21 protein-coding genes are annotated in these 17696 nt (G+C 38.9%); 11 read left to right on the top strand and 10 right to left on the bottom strand.

Annotated features, from left to right (window positions below; genetic code table 11):
- Positions 1-63: 63 nt before the first annotated feature.
- Genes QZ738_RS12365 through QZ738_RS12375 form a run of 3 tightly spaced genes read right to left on the bottom strand, consistent with a single transcriptional unit; the run spans position 64 to position 1722 of the window.
- The gene (locus tag QZ738_RS12365; RefSeq protein WP_293787963.1) at positions 64-525 is read right to left on the bottom strand and encodes a DinB family protein; all 462 of its coding nucleotides are present in this window, start codon (positions 523-525) and stop codon (positions 64-66) included.
- Between the two features lie 25 nt (positions 526-550).
- Positions 551-1093, bottom strand: a complete 543-nt coding sequence (locus QZ738_RS12370; protein ID WP_293787965.1) for a hypothetical protein — start codon at positions 1091-1093, stop codon at positions 551-553.
- A gap of 59 nt (positions 1094-1152) precedes the next feature.
- A complete protein-coding gene (locus QZ738_RS12375) occupies positions 1153-1722 on the bottom strand; it encodes a hypothetical protein (RefSeq protein WP_293787967.1) in 570 nt (189 codons plus the stop codon).
- A 101-nt stretch (positions 1723-1823) separates the two neighbouring features.
- Between QZ738_RS12375 and QZ738_RS12380 the strand changes: the two genes are divergently transcribed.
- On the top strand, positions 1824-2777 hold the full coding sequence (locus QZ738_RS12380) for a bifunctional helix-turn-helix transcriptional regulator/GNAT family N-acetyltransferase (protein ID WP_293787969.1): 954 nt from the start codon (positions 1824-1826) through the stop codon (positions 2775-2777).
- Positions 2778-2908: 131 nt separating this feature from the next.
- Here QZ738_RS12380 and kdsB read toward each other — a convergent pair whose 3' ends face one another.
- The 4 genes from kdsB to trpS form a co-directional block, all read right to left on the bottom strand.
- On the bottom strand, positions 2909-3661 hold the full coding sequence (gene kdsB / locus QZ738_RS12385) for a 3-deoxy-manno-octulosonate cytidylyltransferase (RefSeq protein ID WP_293788230.1): 753 nt from the start codon (positions 3659-3661) through the stop codon (positions 2909-2911).
- An 11-nt stretch (positions 3662-3672) separates the two neighbouring features.
- Complete coding sequence (locus tag QZ738_RS12390) at positions 3673-3876, bottom strand: DUF5808 domain-containing protein (RefSeq protein ID WP_293787971.1); 204 nt, start codon at positions 3874-3876, stop codon at positions 3673-3675.
- A gap of 61 nt (positions 3877-3937) precedes the next feature.
- Positions 3938-4552 (bottom strand): deoxynucleoside kinase, encoded by a 615-nt coding sequence (locus QZ738_RS12395; RefSeq protein ID WP_293787973.1) that lies wholly within the window; start codon positions 4550-4552, stop codon positions 3938-3940.
- A gap of 82 nt (positions 4553-4634) precedes the next feature.
- On the bottom strand, positions 4635-5633 hold the full coding sequence (gene trpS, locus QZ738_RS12400; RefSeq protein ID WP_293787975.1) for a tryptophan--tRNA ligase: 999 nt from the start codon (positions 5631-5633) through the stop codon (positions 4635-4637).
- Positions 5634-6335: 702 nt separating this feature from the next.
- Here trpS and QZ738_RS12405 point away from each other — a divergent pair.
- From QZ738_RS12405 to QZ738_RS12430, 6 genes are all read left to right on the top strand, one after another.
- Entirely contained in the window at positions 6336-7061 is a 726-nt protein-coding gene (locus QZ738_RS12405; RefSeq protein WP_293787977.1) for a 1-acyl-sn-glycerol-3-phosphate acyltransferase, read from the top strand.
- A 2-nt stretch (positions 7062-7063) separates the two neighbouring features.
- A complete protein-coding gene (gene gatC / locus QZ738_RS12410; RefSeq protein WP_293787979.1) occupies positions 7064-7354 on the top strand; it encodes an Asp-tRNA(Asn)/Glu-tRNA(Gln) amidotransferase subunit GatC in 291 nt (96 codons plus the stop codon).
- A gap of 123 nt (positions 7355-7477) precedes the next feature.
- A complete protein-coding gene (locus QZ738_RS12415) occupies positions 7478-8236 on the top strand; it encodes an ABC transporter ATP-binding protein (RefSeq protein ID WP_293787981.1) in 759 nt (252 codons plus the stop codon).
- 64 nt (positions 8237-8300) lie between these two features.
- Positions 8301-8849 carry a cob(I)yrinic acid a,c-diamide adenosyltransferase gene (locus QZ738_RS12420; RefSeq protein ID WP_293787983.1) on the top strand — a complete coding sequence of 183 codons (549 nt, stop codon included), beginning with the start codon at positions 8301-8303 and terminating at the stop codon, positions 8847-8849.
- 85 nt (positions 8850-8934) lie between these two features.
- Positions 8935-9156 (top strand): DUF2795 domain-containing protein, encoded by a 222-nt coding sequence (locus QZ738_RS12425; RefSeq protein WP_010603503.1) that lies wholly within the window; start codon positions 8935-8937, stop codon positions 9154-9156.
- 169 nt (positions 9157-9325) lie between these two features.
- Positions 9326-9484, top strand: coding sequence for a lmo0937 family membrane protein (locus QZ738_RS12430; RefSeq protein ID WP_139180130.1), 159 nt, complete (start codon positions 9326-9328; stop codon positions 9482-9484).
- 493 nt (positions 9485-9977) lie between these two features.
- Here the strand turns inward: QZ738_RS12430 and QZ738_RS12435 are convergent, their stop codons facing one another.
- Positions 9978-10643, bottom strand: coding sequence for a 2-C-methyl-D-erythritol 4-phosphate cytidylyltransferase (locus QZ738_RS12435; protein WP_293787987.1), 666 nt, complete (start codon positions 10641-10643; stop codon positions 9978-9980).
- A gap of 75 nt (positions 10644-10718) precedes the next feature.
- Positions 10719-11768 (bottom strand): tRNA preQ1(34) S-adenosylmethionine ribosyltransferase-isomerase QueA, encoded by a 1050-nt coding sequence (queA, locus tag QZ738_RS12440; RefSeq protein WP_293787989.1) that lies wholly within the window; start codon positions 11766-11768, stop codon positions 10719-10721.
- 201 nt (positions 11769-11969) lie between these two features.
- Between queA and QZ738_RS12445 the strand changes: the two genes are divergently transcribed.
- The gene (locus tag QZ738_RS12445; RefSeq protein WP_293787991.1) at positions 11970-13214 is read left to right on the top strand and encodes an ABC transporter permease; all 1245 of its coding nucleotides are present in this window, start codon (positions 11970-11972) and stop codon (positions 13212-13214) included.
- 381 nt (positions 13215-13595) lie between these two features.
- On the opposite strand, the gene QZ738_RS12450 is transcribed toward QZ738_RS12445, so the two are convergent.
- Positions 13596-14792 carry a pyridoxal phosphate-dependent aminotransferase gene (locus tag QZ738_RS12450; protein ID WP_293787993.1) on the bottom strand — a complete coding sequence of 399 codons (1197 nt, stop codon included), beginning with the start codon at positions 14790-14792 and terminating at the stop codon, positions 13596-13598.
- Between the two features lie 113 nt (positions 14793-14905).
- Between QZ738_RS12450 and QZ738_RS12455 the strand changes: the two genes are divergently transcribed.
- From QZ738_RS12455 to bioA, 3 genes are read left to right on the top strand one after another with little or no spacing between them, the layout of a single operon-like run.
- A complete protein-coding gene (locus QZ738_RS12455; RefSeq protein ID WP_293787995.1) occupies positions 14906-15892 on the top strand; it encodes a cation diffusion facilitator family transporter in 987 nt (328 codons plus the stop codon).
- Positions 15879-16325 carry an NUDIX domain-containing protein gene (locus tag QZ738_RS12460; RefSeq protein WP_293787997.1) on the top strand — a complete coding sequence of 149 codons (447 nt, stop codon included), beginning with the start codon at positions 15879-15881 and terminating at the stop codon, positions 16323-16325. The genes QZ738_RS12455 and QZ738_RS12460 overlap by 14 nt, the downstream gene beginning before the upstream one ends.
- Positions 16326-16331: 6 nt before the next feature.
- Positions 16332-17633 (top strand): adenosylmethionine--8-amino-7-oxononanoate transaminase, encoded by a 1302-nt coding sequence (gene bioA, locus QZ738_RS12465; RefSeq protein ID WP_293787999.1) that lies wholly within the window; start codon positions 16332-16334, stop codon positions 17631-17633.
- The last annotated feature ends 63 nt before the right edge of the window (positions 17634-17696 follow it).

Consider the following 17696-nt stretch of genomic DNA (forward strand, 5'->3'; position numbering starts at 1 on the left):
ACTACGCGCAATATTTTTTTAAAGAATTGACTTTCATCATCAACTTATATTCGGTTTTGTTTTTTAGGTGAATTTTCTGATCAATACGATCTGACCCAAATGGTAATAACTGTGTTCAATAACACCTTCTATATTTCGAAGATAAGTGCCGTACTTTTCAGCTACAAAAACCTCATCTAATCTTTTATCGGGCATTTTTTCCACTTCATCGGCAAAAGCTGCAGAATGAGCTAAAAATGCTTCTACCAGTTTCTTCCAATCATTTTCAGCATGTATCGGGGGCATATCGAAACTGTATTGATCTCTAATTTCCAGCAGACCTCCTTGAAATACGTTTAAAATACCCGATAGATAATAATGGATGTGATAGGTTAATGCAGCAATCGTATTTAAGTGTTCTATTTGATGAATGGCCTGTTTCCAGCTGACGTTTTCCAGTTGATCTTTATAGTTGGTATTGGCAATCCAATAGCCGTTTAGAAAAATCTCCCTTAAGCGCTTTGCCATTAAAGCTGATCTTTTCATCGCTCATAATTTTTAATTATTGAGATTAGCAGCAATTATAGTAAATCTTCACTTTTTGTTCTTTTTCGCTCCAGGCAATGTAAATGTTGTTTTCCTTTCCTAAACGATACTTAAAGCCATTTAATCCCGATTTTTTTAACTCTTCATAAAGCAATTTGTCTGGTGTATACTGGTCGGCCTTATCTTCTGGCATAACCGCAGGCTCTAAAAAATTATCATCGCTAAAAAAATCATTTGCAATGGTTTTTAAAAAAACAATCTGGTCTTTTTCTTTGGAAAGATCAACATTTGGATCGGTGTTGCCCAGCAAATCAGCGCCTTTGATCTTTGTATGGTATATTTCCTTTCCATCGGCATTTCTGATCGTAAAATTTAACACCATTTCTTCGGGTTTTCTGCCAGTAAGTTCAATCTTAAAAGTATCCAGACGTTTTAAATCTGAAAAAGATTTAGCGATGCGCTGGTTAACATTTTTAAATTCAATAGTATTGTTTTCCTTTTCGCTTTTCGAATTGCAGGCTGTTAACAATATCAAACAGGTGGCAGCAAGGAGCGCTATATTTCTCATATCCAAAACTACAAATTTTATGTTTTAGTTCATATTCCTACGTGTTATCATCATCATATTTAGAAAGAATAACCGATAGATAGCCATAGCTGAAAGTCAAAGTAACCACCAGGCAGCTTATTTTGTAGATTATTTTGAACGTGATCATAATCTCCATAGCCTAAACCCGTCAAACCCTCTAAAAGGAAATGTTTTCCGGGAATAAAAGATACGCCAAATGTTCCGCCATAACGTAAAGAGTTCGCTTTGAAATCCCTGTCCCGACCCCAGCTAAAAAAGCCGGTATGATCTACCGTACCATGTGAAACTACTCTTTTGTTCATACTTCCAAAATATGCACCATAAAAGGCGTTGGCTTCTCTTTTTTTAACCGGGTGGATATATTTCTTCGCGCGTAGCAAGAAACCTTCGTATTGATAATCGTCCAGGTTGACGAAATTTTTAATTTGTCCGGAACTATATGCCAGCTCTAAACCATAAAGGTTTGAAAAAATCTTTTCCACAGCTATAGTAGGTCTTTTCGCTACCAGGTTAAGGACATTGGTTTTAATCAACAAGCCCGGATCATCCTGCGCAAAGCAACAACCTACGCACAAAATAAACATTAATAAGAGCGTTTTCTTTTTCATATGAACCAAGATACGAATATCAGTCTTACAAATTTAAAATGATTAGCGTTATGGATTAAACAGCATATTTGTGTAACTGATTACATAATTAATGCTATTTGATGAACTTTTTTGAGGAAACAGGCAAGGTAGCCATAGGTTGCCGGCTGAGAATGTTAACTGATAAAGTGACTGAAGATGCTGCACAGATTTATAAATTGTATGATATAGATATGCAGCCCAAATGGTTTCCGGTATTTTATGCGCTGGCACAGGATCAGGAGAAAACGATTACCGAGCTGGCTAAAGCGATTGGGCATTCTCACCCTTCAGTGAGTAAAATCGTTAGCGAGATGTTGAAGAAAGGTTATGTTAAAGAAAGTAAAGATAAAACAGATGGACGTAGAAATGTAATAAGCCTTTCTAAAAAAGGCATAAAAATTTCATGGAAATTAAAAGATCAGCTCATAGATGTAAACGCCGCAATTGAAGAGATTTCAACACAGACCCAAAACAAACTTTGGGAAGCAATAGGAGAGTGGGAGTTTTTATTGGGGCAAAAAAGCTTGTTGAGAAGGGTAATGGAAAAGAAAAAAGAACGAGATAGTTTAAAGGCTGAAATTGTGGATTACCAACCCCAATACCAGGAAGTTTTCAGATCACTAAATGTAGAGTGGATTTCGAAGTATTTTATCATGGAAGAATCTGATTATAAGGTGCTGGATAATCCTCAGGGCTATATTTTAGATAAAGGAGGTGTGATATTGGTGGCGCTTTACGAAGGTGAAGCCTTGGGTGTATGCGCATTAATTAGGATGGATGATGTTGAATATGATTTTGAACTGGCCAAAATGGCGGTATCGCCAAAGGCACAGGGAAAAAATGTTGGCTTTTTATTGGCTAATGCCATTATTGATAAAGCAAAATCATTAGGTGCCGCTAAAATCTATTTAGAAAGCAACACCATTTTAAAACCGGCCATTAACCTTTACCATAAGCTGGGCTTCCAGAAAGTAGCAGGTAAACCCACACCGTACCAGAGGGGTAATATCCAGATGGAACTAGTGGTCAAATAGTCCGAAGTCCAAAGTCAGTAGTCTGGAGGTCGGAGAAGATTGATCGCAAGTTATTAATACTTGGTACGAACTAATGACCAATAACCAATGACCAATGACCAATAAACTAATGATCAATGAACCAATAAACCTTACTCTTGCTTCAGTGCCACCAATAGCTTATTCAACTTCAATAAATCCTCTGGTGTATCAATGGCAACGGTTTCTAAATCAGTTACTTTTGTCTGGATATAAAAACCATTTTCAATCCAGCGTAATTGCTCCAGGCTTTCGGCAATTTCTAAGGAAGACGGCGGTAATCGGGTGATGGATTTTAAGGCTTCTGTGCGGTAACCATAAATGCCTATGTGTTTATAAAACTGGTGCTTTTCTGCCCATACGCCTGGTTCGCCGGTTCTGATAAAGGGAATCGGGCTACGGCTAAAATATATGGCACGCCCATTTACATCAATTACCACTTTTGGACTGTTGGGGTTATAAATGCTTTCCTGGCTCTGAATCGGTTTAATTAAAGTAGCCAACTCTACCTGGTCTGCTACAAAGCAGCTGGCCAGCAAATCGATCTGAGCAGGTTCGATAAAAGGTTCGTCGCCCTGAACATTAATAACCACATCAAAACCAGGTATTTGTTCGATTACTTCAGCACACCTATCAGTTCCGCTTTGGTGATGGGAAGCGGTAAAGGCAAATTCTCCACCAAATCTTTTTACTTCGTCGGCAATCCGTTCATCATCAGTAGCTACAACTACTTTTGACAAACTTTTTGCTTTCAAAGCCTGTTCGTACACCCGCTGGATCATCGTTTTCCCGGCAATATCAACCAAAGGTTTCCCCGGAAACCGGGTAGAGGCATAACGTGCGGGAATAATTCCTATCGCTTTCAGGTTTTCGTTGCTCATATGCTGTGCTGATAGAACAGGTAAAAAACAAAAGTAAAAATCAATGCGATAATGATGTAGGAAAGGGGATGGGCAAAATTAAACGTCCAGCCCAGTATTTTGATGCGTTTGGGAACAATTAACCTATGGTCGTTTTTATTGAAATAAAATATACCCCATTTCCAATTTTCAGGATTTTCATGCTCGAAATCTTTTTTCATATTTATCGCATTAAATATTAAACCATTTATTATGAATTCGCTTCCCCTTTCGCGGAAGAGATCAAAATAAACCGTTAATCTCCGCCTCTATAGATTGAATTACCGTACCTAAATCTTCAGGATTATTGGTGAAATCCAGTTTATCTTTATCCAAAATCAATAACTTGCCCAGTTTATATCCTTTAATCCAGGCCTCATATTTTTCGTTAAGTTTAGAAAGGTAATCGATTCGGATCCCAGCCTCATACTCCCGGCCACGGCGTTGAATATTGTTCACCAAAGTTGGTACCGATGCACGCAGATAAACCAATAAATCGGGCGGTTTGATAAAAGAGGTGATATTATCGAAAATAGCTCTGTAATTATCATGATCGCGGGTGGTCATCAGGGCCATATCGTGCAGGTTTTCTGCAAAGATATGCGCATCCTCATAAATGGTTCTATCCTGGATAACATTACGTTTATTCACGTCAATATCAGTAATCTGCTGAAAACGGCTATTCAGGAAGTAAATCTGAAGGTTAAAACTCCAGCGTTTCATATCGCTGTAAAAATCTTCAAGATAAGGATTATTGTCAACAGCTTCGTACAAAGCTTCCCATCCATAATTCTTGGCCAATAAGCCTGTTAAGGTAGTTTTACCGGCACCTATATTTCCTACAATTGCTATGTGCATGTGTTCTTGCGTTTTGCGTTAGGCGTTAGGCGTTGCGTTAGGCGTTGTTTCGCCAAACGCTAAGCGCTTACCGTAATATTAATTAAAAACTTTTAAACCCAATTAAACTACGGATTTCTCTGATGGTTTTTTGTGCACTGTCGCGGGCTTTTAGTGCGCCGTGTTTCGCTACTTGTCTTAAATAAGCATCATCCCTGGCAATATCCTGTATACGCTCACGCATCGGTGCAGTAGCCAAAATCATGTCTTCTGCCAGTTGCTTTTTGAAATCTCCATAACGGATTTGCATTCTGTTATATAAATCTTCAAAATGTGCCAGTGTATCCGTACTTGATACCACTTTCATTAAATCAAAAAGATTCTGGATCGGCTCAGGTTTTGGCTGGTTTTCTGCTGTCGGGCCACCATCACTCACTGCACGCATCACTTTTTTACGGATGGTTTCAGGATCATCAGAAAGGTAAACAGCATTGGCTTCACCTTCTGATTTGCCCATTTTACCTTTTCCATCTAAGCCAGGTACTTTAACCAATTTATCCGTGTAGCTAAAAGCATAAGGCTCAGGGAAATATTCCGTATGGTACAACCGGTTAAAACGGTTCCCAAAAGTACGCGCCATTTCTAAATGTTGTTCCTGGTCTTTTCCAACAGGTACTTTGGTAGCCTTGTGGATTAAAATATCGGCAGCCATTAATACCGGGTAGGTCAATAAACCCGCATTTACATTGTCGGGGTTGGCACGTACCTTATCTTTAAATGAAGTGCTTCGCTCCAGCTCGCCCATGTAAGCATTCATGTTCAGGTACAAATATAGCTCTGCAACTTCAGGTACATCACTTTGTATATAAATGGTGCTGTTCTCCGGATCTATTCCACTGGCCAGGTATTCAACCAGAACATGTTTAATGTTTCCGTGTAAGTCGGCCGGAGTAGGGTGTGTAGTTAAGGAATGTAAATCGGCAATAAAAAAGTAGCAGTTATAATCGTTCTGCATTTGAACAAAGTTTTTAACTGCGCCGTAATAATTACCTAAATGTAATTTTCCTGTTGAGCGGATACCGCTCACCACTGTTTCTTTCATAATGGCACGAAATTAAAAATAAAATGCAAGCAATCCACCAGTTGGCTTAATTTTCATCCGAAGATTTTTTTTCACTGCACCTTATTGGCCAGAATTCTGCTGTCTGATCGTCATTAATGCCTGTGTTTGGTACCACAACGACCGCAGGGAAGGTTCATGAAACGGAGAACTGCTAACTGAAAATTGCAAACTATTCTGTGGTTGAAGTCGCCGCGATCGCTGTGAAGAGTTCTTTCTTTTTTTGAAAATGAAAGCCAGTGTTTCATCGGTAACTGTAGCCCTTCTTTCCGTTACTAGTCCTCGCTCGTGCCTCGCTCCGGGCTATCCACTGCAATAAGGTTTATGAACGAAGACCGGTGCAATTGCCAGCTGCGAATTGTAAACTGCCAACTGATAACTGTAAACTGGCTACTGTCAACTGATAACTGTAATTTCCATCTTAGTGGCTATGGTTGCACAGACTGCAGCTAAGGTTTATAAAACTGAGCACTTCCAACTGAAAATTGCAAACTATAATAGCATCTCAACGGGAGCTGTAGTCCTTCTTTCCGTTGCTAGTCCTCACTCGTACCTCGCTCCGGGCTATCCACTGCAATAAGGTTTATGAACGAAGACCGGTGCAATAGCCAGCTGCGAATTGTAAACTGCCAACTGATAACTGTAGTTTGAAATTTCAAACAATTTTATATTTTTGATATATCTATGATCAACTTTCTAAGGCAAGTACACCGGACATGGTTTCTGTTCTGGATACTGTTTTTTTTCGCGCTCTTTTATCCGTTATATTACGTTACTTCACGTAATGAGAAATATTACAGCACTCTGAACTTTTTCAGAAAAGCCAATAGCTTTTTATGTAGTCTGTTTTCAGGTATTTTCTTTCGCTATCAATATGAAGAAAAGCTGGATCATAAACAAACCTATATTTACTGTGCAAATCATACCTCAAACCTCGACATCATGATTTTTTGCATCATGGGCCATGGTAAATTCCATTTTATGGGCAAAGATGAGCTGCTAAACAATCCCATATTAAGTATTTTCTTTAAAACCATCGATATTTCTGTCAACCGCGACAGTAAAATTTCTGCTTTTAAAGCTTTTAAAAAAGCTGGCGAAAATCTCGAAAAAGGGATGAGCCTGATCATTTTCCCGGAAGGTAAAATTGACGACCATTATCCACCAAAGCTAGCCGAATTTAAAAATGGTCCTTTCCGTTTGGCTATTGATAAAAATATTCCGTTAGTGCCGGTAAGCATCGTTGATGTTTGGAAAATAAACTGGGATGACGGTTCAAAATATGGAAGTAAGCCGGGAATTTGCGATATTTACGTCCACAAACCGATCAATACCGCAACATTAGCTGACGTTGATGCTGATGTATTGAAGGAAAAGGTTTACAGATTGATTGATAGTAAGTTGATATAGATATGAATTTAGACGCAAAAACCATCCATAAAATAGCCGATCTCGCCCGGATTCATATTGATGAAAAGCAAGTGGATACCTTGATTCCTGAAATGAATAAAATTCTGTCTTTCATGGAAAAGTTAAATGAATTGGATACTTCAAACGTAAAACCTTTGGTTTATATGAACGAATCGGTAAATGTTTGGAGAGCGGATGTAGTGAAGCAGGAAATCACCACCGCTGATGGTTTGAAAAATGCTGCAAAACATACTGACCAGTTTTTTATGGTACCAAAAATTATTGAAAAGTAAAGGCTTATCATACTGGTCCGATAACCATATCACTTATTCGGCTCCTTAAGCGTAGCACTTGTGTTTAATTTTTAACCCTCTTGTAACATCTTGCCTGTTACGCTTGTCTAAAAAAGAAAAAACATGGAGAAACCACTCATCACGATAAAAGAAATTGGCCGGAAATATGTAATTGGATCTGAAGTGATTCACGCTTTAAAATCAGTTTCTTTAGATATTTATAAAGGTGAATTTGTAGCATTGATGGGGCCATCTGGTTCTGGAAAATCAACCCTGATGAATATTTTAGGCTGTTTGGATACCCCATCAAGCGGCACCTATATTTTAAACGGAACCAATGTGAGTCAAATGAGTGATGATGCCTTGGCAGAAGTGCGCAACAAGGAAATCGGTTTTGTTTTTCAGACTTTTAATTTATTGCCGCGCTCTACATCATTGGATAATGTTGCTTTGCCATTAATTTATGCCGGAACAAGTAAAAGGGATAGGGATGAAAGGGCGGCCAGAGCCTTGGAAAATGTAGGGCTGGGAAACCGTATGGATCATAAGCCTAATGAATTATCTGGCGGTCAGCGTCAACGGGTGGCGGTAGCCAGGGCTTTGATTAATAACCCTTCTATTATTCTGGCCGATGAGCCAACCGGTAACCTGGATACCAAAACTTCGATTGAAATTATGGGACTATTAGAAGAAATCCATAGTAAGGGCAATACCATCATTCTGGTTACACACGAGGAAGATATTGCGCAGCATGCTCACCGTATTGTACGTATGCGTGATGGTTTGATTGAAAATGATTATTTAAACACAGATATTAAAAATGTATCTCCGCGTTTGCAGGCATTGAAAGAGACTGGCAGCGATTGGGAGAAAATTAATTAACCCCTAAATCCCCTAAAGGGGACTTAGGACTCAAAAAACTATTGCCCCTTCAGGGGACAGGGGTATGAAAATCTATACTAAAACAGGCGATAAGGGCCAAACCTCTTTGATAGGCGGTACCCGCGTTCCAAAATATCATTTACGCATTGAAGCGTACGGAACTGTTGATGAGTTAAATTCTTACATCGGTTTAATTGGCTGTCAGGATATTGATGGGCAGGATCAGAATTTACTAAAAGAAATTCAGGATAGGTTATTTACCATTGGTGCATCACTGGCGGCAGATCCTGATATGTCTAAAATGAAGATTCCTGATCTGCAAGATACCGACATTACCTTGTTGGAAAAGGAGATGGATCTGATGAATGAAAAGCTTCCCGCCTTAAAACACTTTGTTTTACCTGGTGGAAACACTGTAGTGTCTTACTGCCATATTGCACGTTGTGTTTGCAGAAGGGCTGAACGTTTGACAGTGGCACTTGCAGAAAATAGCTTTGTAGATGAGCATATAACCATTTATTTGAATCGTTTAAGCGATTATTTGTTCGTTTTGGCACGAAAACTGACCGTATATTTCAACGCGGAAGAAAACATATGGATTCCGAGGGTATAATAGTGGAAAAATAAGTTTGTTTTGCTCAAAAATTTTAATATAATTTGCGCAATAATAAGAACAGGAATTTAATTGAATTGACGATATGTATTGGACATTAGAATTAGCATCGCACTTGGAAGACGCACCATGGCCTGCAACTAAAGATGAATTAATTGATTACGGTATCCGCTCTGGTGCCCCGGTAGAAGTAATTGAAAACTTACAGGCGCTTGAAGATGATGGCGAACCTTATGAAACCATTGAGGAGATTTGGCCAGATTACCCGACTAAAGAAGATTTCTTCTTTAACGAGGACGAATACTAGTACTTAAAACAGATAAAAGGACCTTTCAGCAATACTGAAAGGTTTTTTTATTTTATTTAATTGATATTGTAAATCAGTATGATAACTAAAATATTTACAATTTCTAAACAAAAGCTCAAAATGGGGTGTTAATAATGCAAAAATATAAACTTGCTAAAAAATTAACACTATGGGAAATTTATTGTACTTAGTCGCAGTAGTATTGGTTATACTATGGGTGATCGGATTTATATTTCACGGCTTCGGCGACGTTGGCGGTATAATCCATGTTTTATTGGTAATTGCAGTTATTGCCATCTTACTAAAAGTAATCGGTAGGGCTGCGTAAGCTATCTGCCACTAGTATTCATTCTTTTTAGAAGTTGTGCAATACTGTGAATAGAAGAATTAAAGGGAATTCCATTTTTGGGGTTCCTTTTTTAATGACATTGCCAGGCAGCATATTTTTGTTGCACCGGGTTAGGCGGTAGATATTATGCTTTGATAACTTCAACTGGTTTTTAGTCAGGATGGTCCGCACCCTGAAACCTGTCTTGGCGTAACAACAGAAAGTAACATCATGGTTTTTTTTCTAAGACGATGATCGCGATTCGCTCCAAAGCAATTGAGAATACCAAATAATCCCATAAAACTAATCAGATCGCTATCGGTTTAATACGGGGAAGTGTTCCAAGCATCTCGTTTGAGATAGTTGTGTTAAGAATTAACCATCAGTATCTCAGATTTTTAGATTTTCACTTCGCTACAGATCGGGCTAACGACGTGTTATTTTAATTGCTGCAGACTGCGCAAGTCCGTCTATTTTAATTGAAATCAAGCTTTTAATTTTTCAACAACAATTCTGCAAGTTCAAGATCAATCGGATAGGTAATTTTAATATTAGCCCTTTCTCCTTCAATGATATTGATTTCTTGCCCGATGGATTCTACCACACTTGCATCATCTGTGAAATGAGTATTAAAATCCTGATTGTAGGCTTCCTTCAGAATGCTCAGGCTAAAAGTTTGTGGGGTTTGTACCAGATAAATTTCATCGCGTTTTAAAGCCGATGTTTTGCCGGCGCTCAGCAAACGTACGCTATCGCTTGATTGTACAGCTGCGATAACATTACCCTGTTTTGCTACTTCCATAAAGGAGCTATCAATTAATTTTTTTGAAACAAGCGGACGAACGGCATCATGAATGGCCACAAAGCCCTCTTCTGCAATGGTGTAAACGGCATTTTTAACTGAATAAAAGCGTTCTGTACCACCGTCAATAACCTCATGGGGGATATGAAAATTAAATTCTTTACATAACATTGCCCAATAGGCTTGCTGATTTTTGTTTAAAACCAATAAAATTTTAGGTTGCGTATTACTTGTTGCGAAAGCTTTTATGGTGTGCATTAAAACCGGAAGCTTTTTAAGCAGTAGAAATTGTTTTGGGGTTTCTGTTTGCATCCGATTGCCAGAACCGCCTGCTACAATTATAGCGTAGTATTTCATTTGAAGCGATATGAGATGATAGATATGAGATATGAGACTTGATTTAACTCAAATCTCATATCTCACTGCTCAAATCTATATAATTAGCATGGCATCGCCATAGCTGTAAAATTTATATTTTTCTTTCACTGCAACTTCGTAGGCATTCATTACATTTTCATATCCGCCAAATGCACTTACCATCATCAATAACGTAGATTCCGGGGTATGGAAATTGGTAATCATAGAGTTTGCAATGCTGAAATCGTAAGGAGGGAAGATAAACTTACTGGTCCAGTCGTTAGCTGCTTTTAGTGTTCTGTTAGCTGAAACGGCAGATTCGATAGCACGCATTGATGTAGTTCCTACCGCACAGATTTTTTTTCTGTCTTCTATAGCTTTATTTACGATGTTGGCATCTTTTTGTTCGATGATGAACTGCTCAGAATCCATTTTATGTTTGGTCAAGTCTTCCACTTCAACCGTTCTGAAAGTCCCCAAACCAACGTGCAATGTTACTTCTGCAAATTCTACACCTTTAAGTTCCAGACGTTTCATTAGCTCACGGCTGAAGTGCAAGCCTGCAGTTGGAGCGGCTACTGCACCTTCGTGTTTGGCGAAGATGGTTTGATAACGCTCTTTATCTTCGGCAGTAGCTTTGCGTTTAATATATTTAGGAAGTGGAGTTTCGCCTAAAATTTCAACATTTTTTCTGAATTCTTCGTCAGTACCCTCAAATAAGAAGCGGATCGTACGTCCGCGTGAGGTAGTATTATCTACAACTTCGGCAACCAATAGGTCATCGTCTCCAAAGTATAGCTTATTGCCAACGCGTATTTTACGTGCGGGGTCTACCAGTACATCCCATAAACGTAATTCCTTATTTAATTCACGTAGCAAGAAAACCTCGATGGTTGCACCGGTTTTTTCTTTATTGCCATATAAACGGGCAGGAAAAACCTTGGTGTTGTTTAATATCATGACGTCTTTGTCATCGAAATAACCTAAAACGTCTTTGAAAATTTTATGTTCAATTTTACCGCTATCTTTATGCAAAACCATTAAACGGGCTTCGTCGCGTTGTTCTGCCGGATTGTTGGCTACTAAAGATTCTGGTAAGTTGAATTTGAATTGTGATAATTTCATTCTTGATGAATTTTTTGAGGTGCAAAAATACGAATTTAATTTTTCTTTTCCGTATTTTATCAAACGCAATTTATGTATATTATGTTTTGATCCTTTAAAATCAAATTATACATTATTATTCCACTGTTAAAAGACATTAAATTGATTAGTTTTGAAGATAAACTGTAACCTTTTCAAAGGCTTTGCATCTAACTTACAATTATGATCATCTTTAGGCTAATAGGCGAGAGTTTCCGTTTTGCATTTGATGCGTTGCGCCAAAATAAATTACGCACCATGTTATCGCTTCTAGCCATAACAATCGGTATATTCACCATTATTACTGTATTTTCCGCGGTAGATACCTTCCGTGGTAAATTGCAGGCCAGTGTAGATAAGCTGGGCTCCAATACCATTTATATTCAAAAATGGCCATGGAGTTTTGGCGATAATTACCCCTGGTGGAAATATATGAACCGCCCTCAGCCCTCGCTGCGCGATTTTGGCGCACTGCGGGAGAGAATTGAGCATGCGCAAGGGGTTACATTTGAAATATCAAGTAGCAATAGGACCATCAAATATAGGAGTAATTCGGTAGAAGGGATTACGGTATGGGCAGCATCGCACGATTTTAACAAAACCTGGAATTTTGAGCTTCAGGACGGCCGCTATTTTACCGAAAATGAAAGTAGAAACGGATCGCCGGTTTGTATTTTAGGGGCCGATGTGGCTGAAGGTCTTTTTGATGGAGATGCACCCGTTGGTAAACAGATTCAGATATTGGGACGAAGATTAACTGTTGTAGGTGTATTTAAAAAAGAAGGTGAGGATATGTTGGGTACTTCGCTTGATAAAAACGTAAATATTCCCATTGCTTTTGCAAAAGGAATTTTAGATATCCAAAACGAACGTTATGGTCCGCAGATTACCGTACGTGGTAACGATGAGGTGAGCCTGGAAGAAGTAGAAAGCGAATTGAGAGGTTTAATGCGTTCCATTCATAGGATTAAGCCCGGCCAGGAAGAAGATTTTGCGTTAAATAAAACCACCATTATTTCCAACCAGTTAGATTCGATGTTTAAGATGGTAAATATTGCCGGCTGGGTAATTGGCGGGTTTTCGATTTTGGTTGGAGGTTTTAGTATTGCCAATATCATGTTTGTATCGGTTAAGGAGCGCACTAACATTATTGGCATCCAGAAATCATTGGGCGCAAAAAACTATTTCATATTACTTCAATTCATTTTCGAATCAATTTCACTTTGTGTTTTAGGTGGTTTATTGGGACTTTTACTGGTGTTTCTCCTCGCGCTGGCCATAGGTGCAGCCACCGATTTCCATATTATATTAGGCCTGAACAATATCGCATTAGGTATTGGAATATCGATTATTATTGGTACAATCTCTGGTTTTTGGCCCGCGTATTCCGCTTCAAAACTAGACCCTGTTGAGGCAATTAGAAGTTAGAATAGTTTGCAGTTTGCAGTTATCAGTTTGCAGTTTACTATTCGCAGTTGCCGGTTCACAGTTGGCAATTGCACTGGCCTTTGTTCATAAACCTTATTGAAGTGGATAGCCCGGAACGAGGCACGAGCGAGGACTAGTAACGGAAAGAAGGATTACAGCTTCCGATGAAATACCGGCGTTCATTTTCAAAAAAAGAAATAAAATCATCTAGTGGTGGCTGCGATACCAACCAAGGGGATGGAACAGTCGCCGGTTTGCAGTTGCACCGTCATTGGTTCAGATTAAAGCAATAAAAATCCCCGGCTGAATTTAATTAACCGGGGATTTTCATATATGAGGTTAAAAAAAACTGTTAACTGATCATTGCCAGCTATTAACCGACTAAGCTAATTTACCTAAAGCTTCTTTAATTCTTCTTAGCGCTTCAACTAAACTCTCGTCTGATGCCGCATAAGATAAACGGATGTAATTATTGTTTCCAAACGAATCGCCACCTACAGTAGCTACGTGACCAACGTTTAATAAATATAATGCCAGATCTGAAGAATCTTTGATTACATTTCCATCTGCATCTTTTTTACCAAAGAAAGAACTGATTTCAGGAAAAAAGTAAAAAGCCCCGTCAGGAAGGTTTGTTTTGACGCCGGGAATCTCATTTAACAGGTTGTAAACGAGTTCTCTGCGGCGTAAAAATGCCTCTTTCATTTCTAAAACACTTGCTAAACCTTGCTCGTAAGCCACGATTCCGGCTCTTTGCGCTATAGAACAGGTGCCAGAGGTTGTTTGTCCTTGCAATTTATCATTTGCGGCAGCAATTTCTTTATTTGCTGCGATGTAACCCAATCTCCAGCCCGTCATGGCAAAGGCTTTGGAGAAACCGTTAACAATAATTACGCGATCTTTAATACTATCAAACTGGGCAATAGACTCATGCTTATCTATAAAGTTGATATGCTCGTAAATCTCATCAGAAAGGATGTAGATGTTGGGATACTTTTCGAAAACAGCTACTAAAGCCGCTAATTCTTCCTTACTGTAAACCGAACCTGTTGGGTTACACGGTGAAGAAAACATAAATAGCTTCGACTTCGGCGTAATGGCTGCTTCTAACTGTGCAGGTGTAATCTTGAAATCGCTTTCAATATCTGTATCGATAAAAACAGATTTTCCTTCTGCCAGCGTAACCATTTCCGAATAGGAAACCCAGTAAGGTGTTGGTATAATCACCTCATCATCCGGATCGATCAGGGTTAAGATCACATTTGATAAAGATTGTTTTGCACCTGTTGAAACAACGATCTGCGAAATATCATAATCCAGGTTATTTTCGGTTTTCAGCTTATTTACGATAGCCTGGCGAAGGTCTGGATAGCCCGGTACCGGTGAGTAACGGGTGTAATTTTCATCTAATGCCTGTTTAGCGGCATCTTTTACATGGTCCGGCGTATTAAAATCGGGTTCACCAACACTTAAACTGATGATATTAATGCCTTTTGAAGCAAGTTCACGGCCAAGTTTGGTCATTTTGAGTGTTGCAGATTCTGACAGACTGTTGATTCTTTTAGATAAGGTGCTCATGGTTAATTACTTTGAGCGCAAATATATAAACCAAATATTATTCTGCACTAAAAAAGACATAGTTTTTCTCATTTAATTTATCCGATAAGCGTATTTTTGAAAAAAATATTTCCGTGTCGGTAAAAAAGAAAGCGATAATAATTTCCCTGGTGGTAAGTGTGGTATTGATGTTGGCCAAGTTTATTGCCTATTTCATTACCGGTTCTAATGCGATATTAACTGATGCAGCAGAGAGTATTGTAAATGTAATTGCCGGGAGTTTTGCCTTTTACAGCATTTACCTCAGTACACAGCCGCGTGACGAGAACCACCCCTACGGACACGGAAAAGTTGAGTTTTTCTCTGCTTTTGTTGAGGGAATTCTGATCCTCATCGCAGGAATCGTGATTATTTTTAAATCATCATACAACCTTATTTACCCGCACGTGGTAGGAGAACTACTAACCGGAACATTAATTATCGGGATTACGGGACTAATTAATATGGTTGTGGGATTGTACCTCATCAATGTGGGTAAGGATCAACATTCGCTTACCTTGCAGGCCGATGGCAGGCATTTGCTTACTGATACTTACACCAGTGTAGCTATTGTGGTAGGTTTGATTCTGATTCAGCTAACAAATATAATTTGGCTGGATAGCTTCCTTTCTTTCCTGGTAGGTTTTTATATTATTTATTCGGGTTATAAACTTACCCGCGGTTCGATAGGTGGCTTAATGGACGAAAGCGATTTTACTTTGGTTGAAGAAGTAGTGGAGGTTTTGCAAAAAAACCGCCATAACCCATGGATCGACGTGCACAACCTGCGTACACAGCAATATGGTCCGGAGTTTCATATTGATTGTCATGTAACCTTACCCTATTATTTCGATTTAAATCAGGTTCACCGGGAAATCTCTCAGATTGATGACCTGATTAATTCGAATGGTGTGCGCAAAGCTGAACTGTTTATCCATGCCGATCCCTGTTTGCCTGAATGTTGCCATTATTGCCACATGAGCGAATGTAAGGTGAGGGCAGAAGCCTTCAAAAAAGAAATTGTCTGGACACCTGAAATCGTCATCAAAAATAAAAAACACTTCGAAAATGAGCTACTTTAACGTCCGCGTTTACGGACTTTTGATTAACCACAAAAACGAGATTTTGATAAGTGATGAAGAAGAGTATGGGTTCCGTTTCAGTAAATTCCCAGGTGGTGGTTTAGAATTGGGCGAAGGTTTGATAGATGGGTTAAAGCGCGAGTTTATGGAAGAGTGCGATGCTGAAATAGAGGTACTATCACATTTTTATACCACAGATTTTTACGAAAAATCATCATTTAACGATAGTCAGGTGATCAGTGTATATTATCTGGTGAAGGAAAAAGCACCCTTACAGTTGGCTTTTAAAGATACCATTTACGATTTCGATGGCGAGGGGGAGATCCTTCAGGCTTTCAGATGGGTGAAAATAGAAGACATAACCATCGAGGATATCACCTTTAAAACAGACAAAACTGTCGCCCAACTCTTAAAAGATCAATATAAATTATAAAACCTGATGTCCGATATCTCCAAACCCCAAAATCCTGGCTCCGAACTTAATTTAACTGAACGCGATCAAAAGGTCATCTGGCATCCTTATACACAGATGAAAAACGCTTTGCCACACATCCCGATCGTAAGGGGCAAGGGCGTTTATGTTTTCGATGAAAATGGAAAAAGGTATATTGATGCAGTTTCATCCTGGTGGGTGAATATCCATGGACATGCACACCCCCACATTGCACAAAAGGTAGCCGAACAGCTTAATGTGCTGGAACATGTAATATTTGCAGGCTTTACACACGAGCCTGCTGTATTGCTGGCAGAAAGACTATTGCCTATCTTACCGGGCAAGCAGGACAAAGTTTTTTATACCGATAACGGATCAACAGCGGTTGAAGTAGCCTTAAAAATGTGTTTGCAGTTTTGGGACAATAAAGGGATGCCTAAAACCCGCATCCTGGCTTTTAAAAATGCTTATCATGGCGATACTTTTGGTGCCATGTCGGTAAGTGGACGTAGTATTTTTACTGATGCTTTTAATAGCTTGTTGTTTGATGTTGATTTTATTGATCTGCCTAATGAAGATAATATCTCAGCTCTTGCCGCCCACATCTCAAATCTGACAAGCACCGCCTGCTTTATCTTCGAACCCCTTATTTTAGGTTCTGGCGGTATGCTGATGTATGAGGCAAAATATCTTGATGAACTGATTACTGCCTGTAAACAAGCAGGCATTTTAATTATTGCTGATGAAGTAATGACTGGTTTTGGTCGGACAGGCACTTACTTCGCCTGCGATAAACTGAGCAATAAGCCCGATATTATTTGCTTAAGTAAAGGTTTAACCGGTGGGACCATGCCATTGGGAATCACCACCTGTACGAATAAGATTTTTGATGCTTTTTTAAGTGATGATAAATTAAAAACGCTTTATCATGGGCATTCTTTTACGGCTAATCCGATTGCCTGCGTTGCTTCTTTGGCAAGTTTGGATATTTTATTGCAGGAAGAGACAATCGCCAATATTAAAAGGATTGAGAACAAGCATTCTTTGTTTTTACAGGAAATAAAAGTTCATCCTAAAGTTAAATCGGTGAGGCAAACAGGGACAATTATCGCCATTGAGTGGGAAACCGATAATGAAACCTCTTATTTAAGTAATCTCCGTAATTCATTGTATTCTTTCTTTTTAGAAAAAGGAATTATATTAAGACCTTTAGGCAACATCATTTACATCCTTCCTCCTTATATCATTAGTGATGATGACCTTGATTATATCTATGCAACCATAAAACTGGCCTTGGAAGAGGTGTAATTGTTTTGGGTCGTAGCGAGATGCTACGACTAGGAAAGACCTTAACTATATTTATGCAACCAT

The organism is uncultured Pedobacter sp., from assembly GCF_913776295.1.
In the GTDB taxonomy this organism is placed as follows: domain Bacteria; phylum Bacteroidota; class Bacteroidia; order Sphingobacteriales; family Sphingobacteriaceae; genus Pedobacter.

Coding starts and splice junctions, on each gene's coding strand:
- QZ738_RS12365 (WP_293787963.1), bottom strand. CDS start 525: ATGAAAAGATCAGCTTTAATGGCAAAGCGCTTAAGGGAGATTTTTCTA.
- QZ738_RS12370 (WP_293787965.1), bottom strand. CDS start 1,093: ATGAGAAATATAGCGCTCCTTGCTGCCACCTGTTTGATATTGTTAACA.
- QZ738_RS12375 (WP_293787967.1), bottom strand. CDS start 1,722: ATGAAAAAGAAAACGCTCTTATTAATGTTTATTTTGTGCGTAGGTTGT.
- QZ738_RS12380 (WP_293787969.1), top strand. CDS start 1,824: ATGAACTTTTTTGAGGAAACAGGCAAGGTAGCCATAGGTTGCCGGCTG.
- QZ738_RS12390 (WP_293787971.1), bottom strand. CDS start 3,876: ATGAAAAAAGATTTCGAGCATGAAAATCCTGAAAATTGGAAATGGGGT.
- QZ738_RS12395 (WP_293787973.1), bottom strand. CDS start 4,552: ATGCACATAGCAATTGTAGGAAATATAGGTGCCGGTAAAACTACCTTA.
- trpS (WP_293787975.1), bottom strand. CDS start 5,633: ATGAAAGAAACAGTGGTGAGCGGTATCCGCTCAACAGGAAAATTACAT.
- QZ738_RS12405 (WP_293787977.1), top strand. CDS start 6,336: ATGATCAACTTTCTAAGGCAAGTACACCGGACATGGTTTCTGTTCTGG.
- gatC (WP_293787979.1), top strand. CDS start 7,064: ATGAATTTAGACGCAAAAACCATCCATAAAATAGCCGATCTCGCCCGG.
- QZ738_RS12415 (WP_293787981.1), top strand. CDS start 7,478: ATGGAGAAACCACTCATCACGATAAAAGAAATTGGCCGGAAATATGTA.
- QZ738_RS12420 (WP_293787983.1), top strand. CDS start 8,301: ATGAAAATCTATACTAAAACAGGCGATAAGGGCCAAACCTCTTTGATA.
- QZ738_RS12425 (WP_010603503.1), top strand. CDS start 8,935: ATGTATTGGACATTAGAATTAGCATCGCACTTGGAAGACGCACCATGG.
- QZ738_RS12430 (WP_139180130.1), top strand. CDS start 9,326: ATGGGAAATTTATTGTACTTAGTCGCAGTAGTATTGGTTATACTATGG.
- QZ738_RS12435 (WP_293787987.1), bottom strand. CDS start 10,643: ATGAAATACTACGCTATAATTGTAGCAGGCGGTTCTGGCAATCGGATG.
- queA (WP_293787989.1), bottom strand. CDS start 11,768: ATGAAATTATCACAATTCAAATTCAACTTACCAGAATCTTTAGTAGCC.
- QZ738_RS12445 (WP_293787991.1), top strand. CDS start 11,970: ATGATCATCTTTAGGCTAATAGGCGAGAGTTTCCGTTTTGCATTTGAT.
- QZ738_RS12450 (WP_293787993.1), bottom strand. CDS start 14,792: ATGAGCACCTTATCTAAAAGAATCAACAGTCTGTCAGAATCTGCAACA.
- QZ738_RS12460 (WP_293787997.1), top strand. CDS start 15,879: ATGAGCTACTTTAACGTCCGCGTTTACGGACTTTTGATTAACCACAAA.
- bioA (WP_293787999.1), top strand. CDS start 16,332: ATGTCCGATATCTCCAAACCCCAAAATCCTGGCTCCGAACTTAATTTA.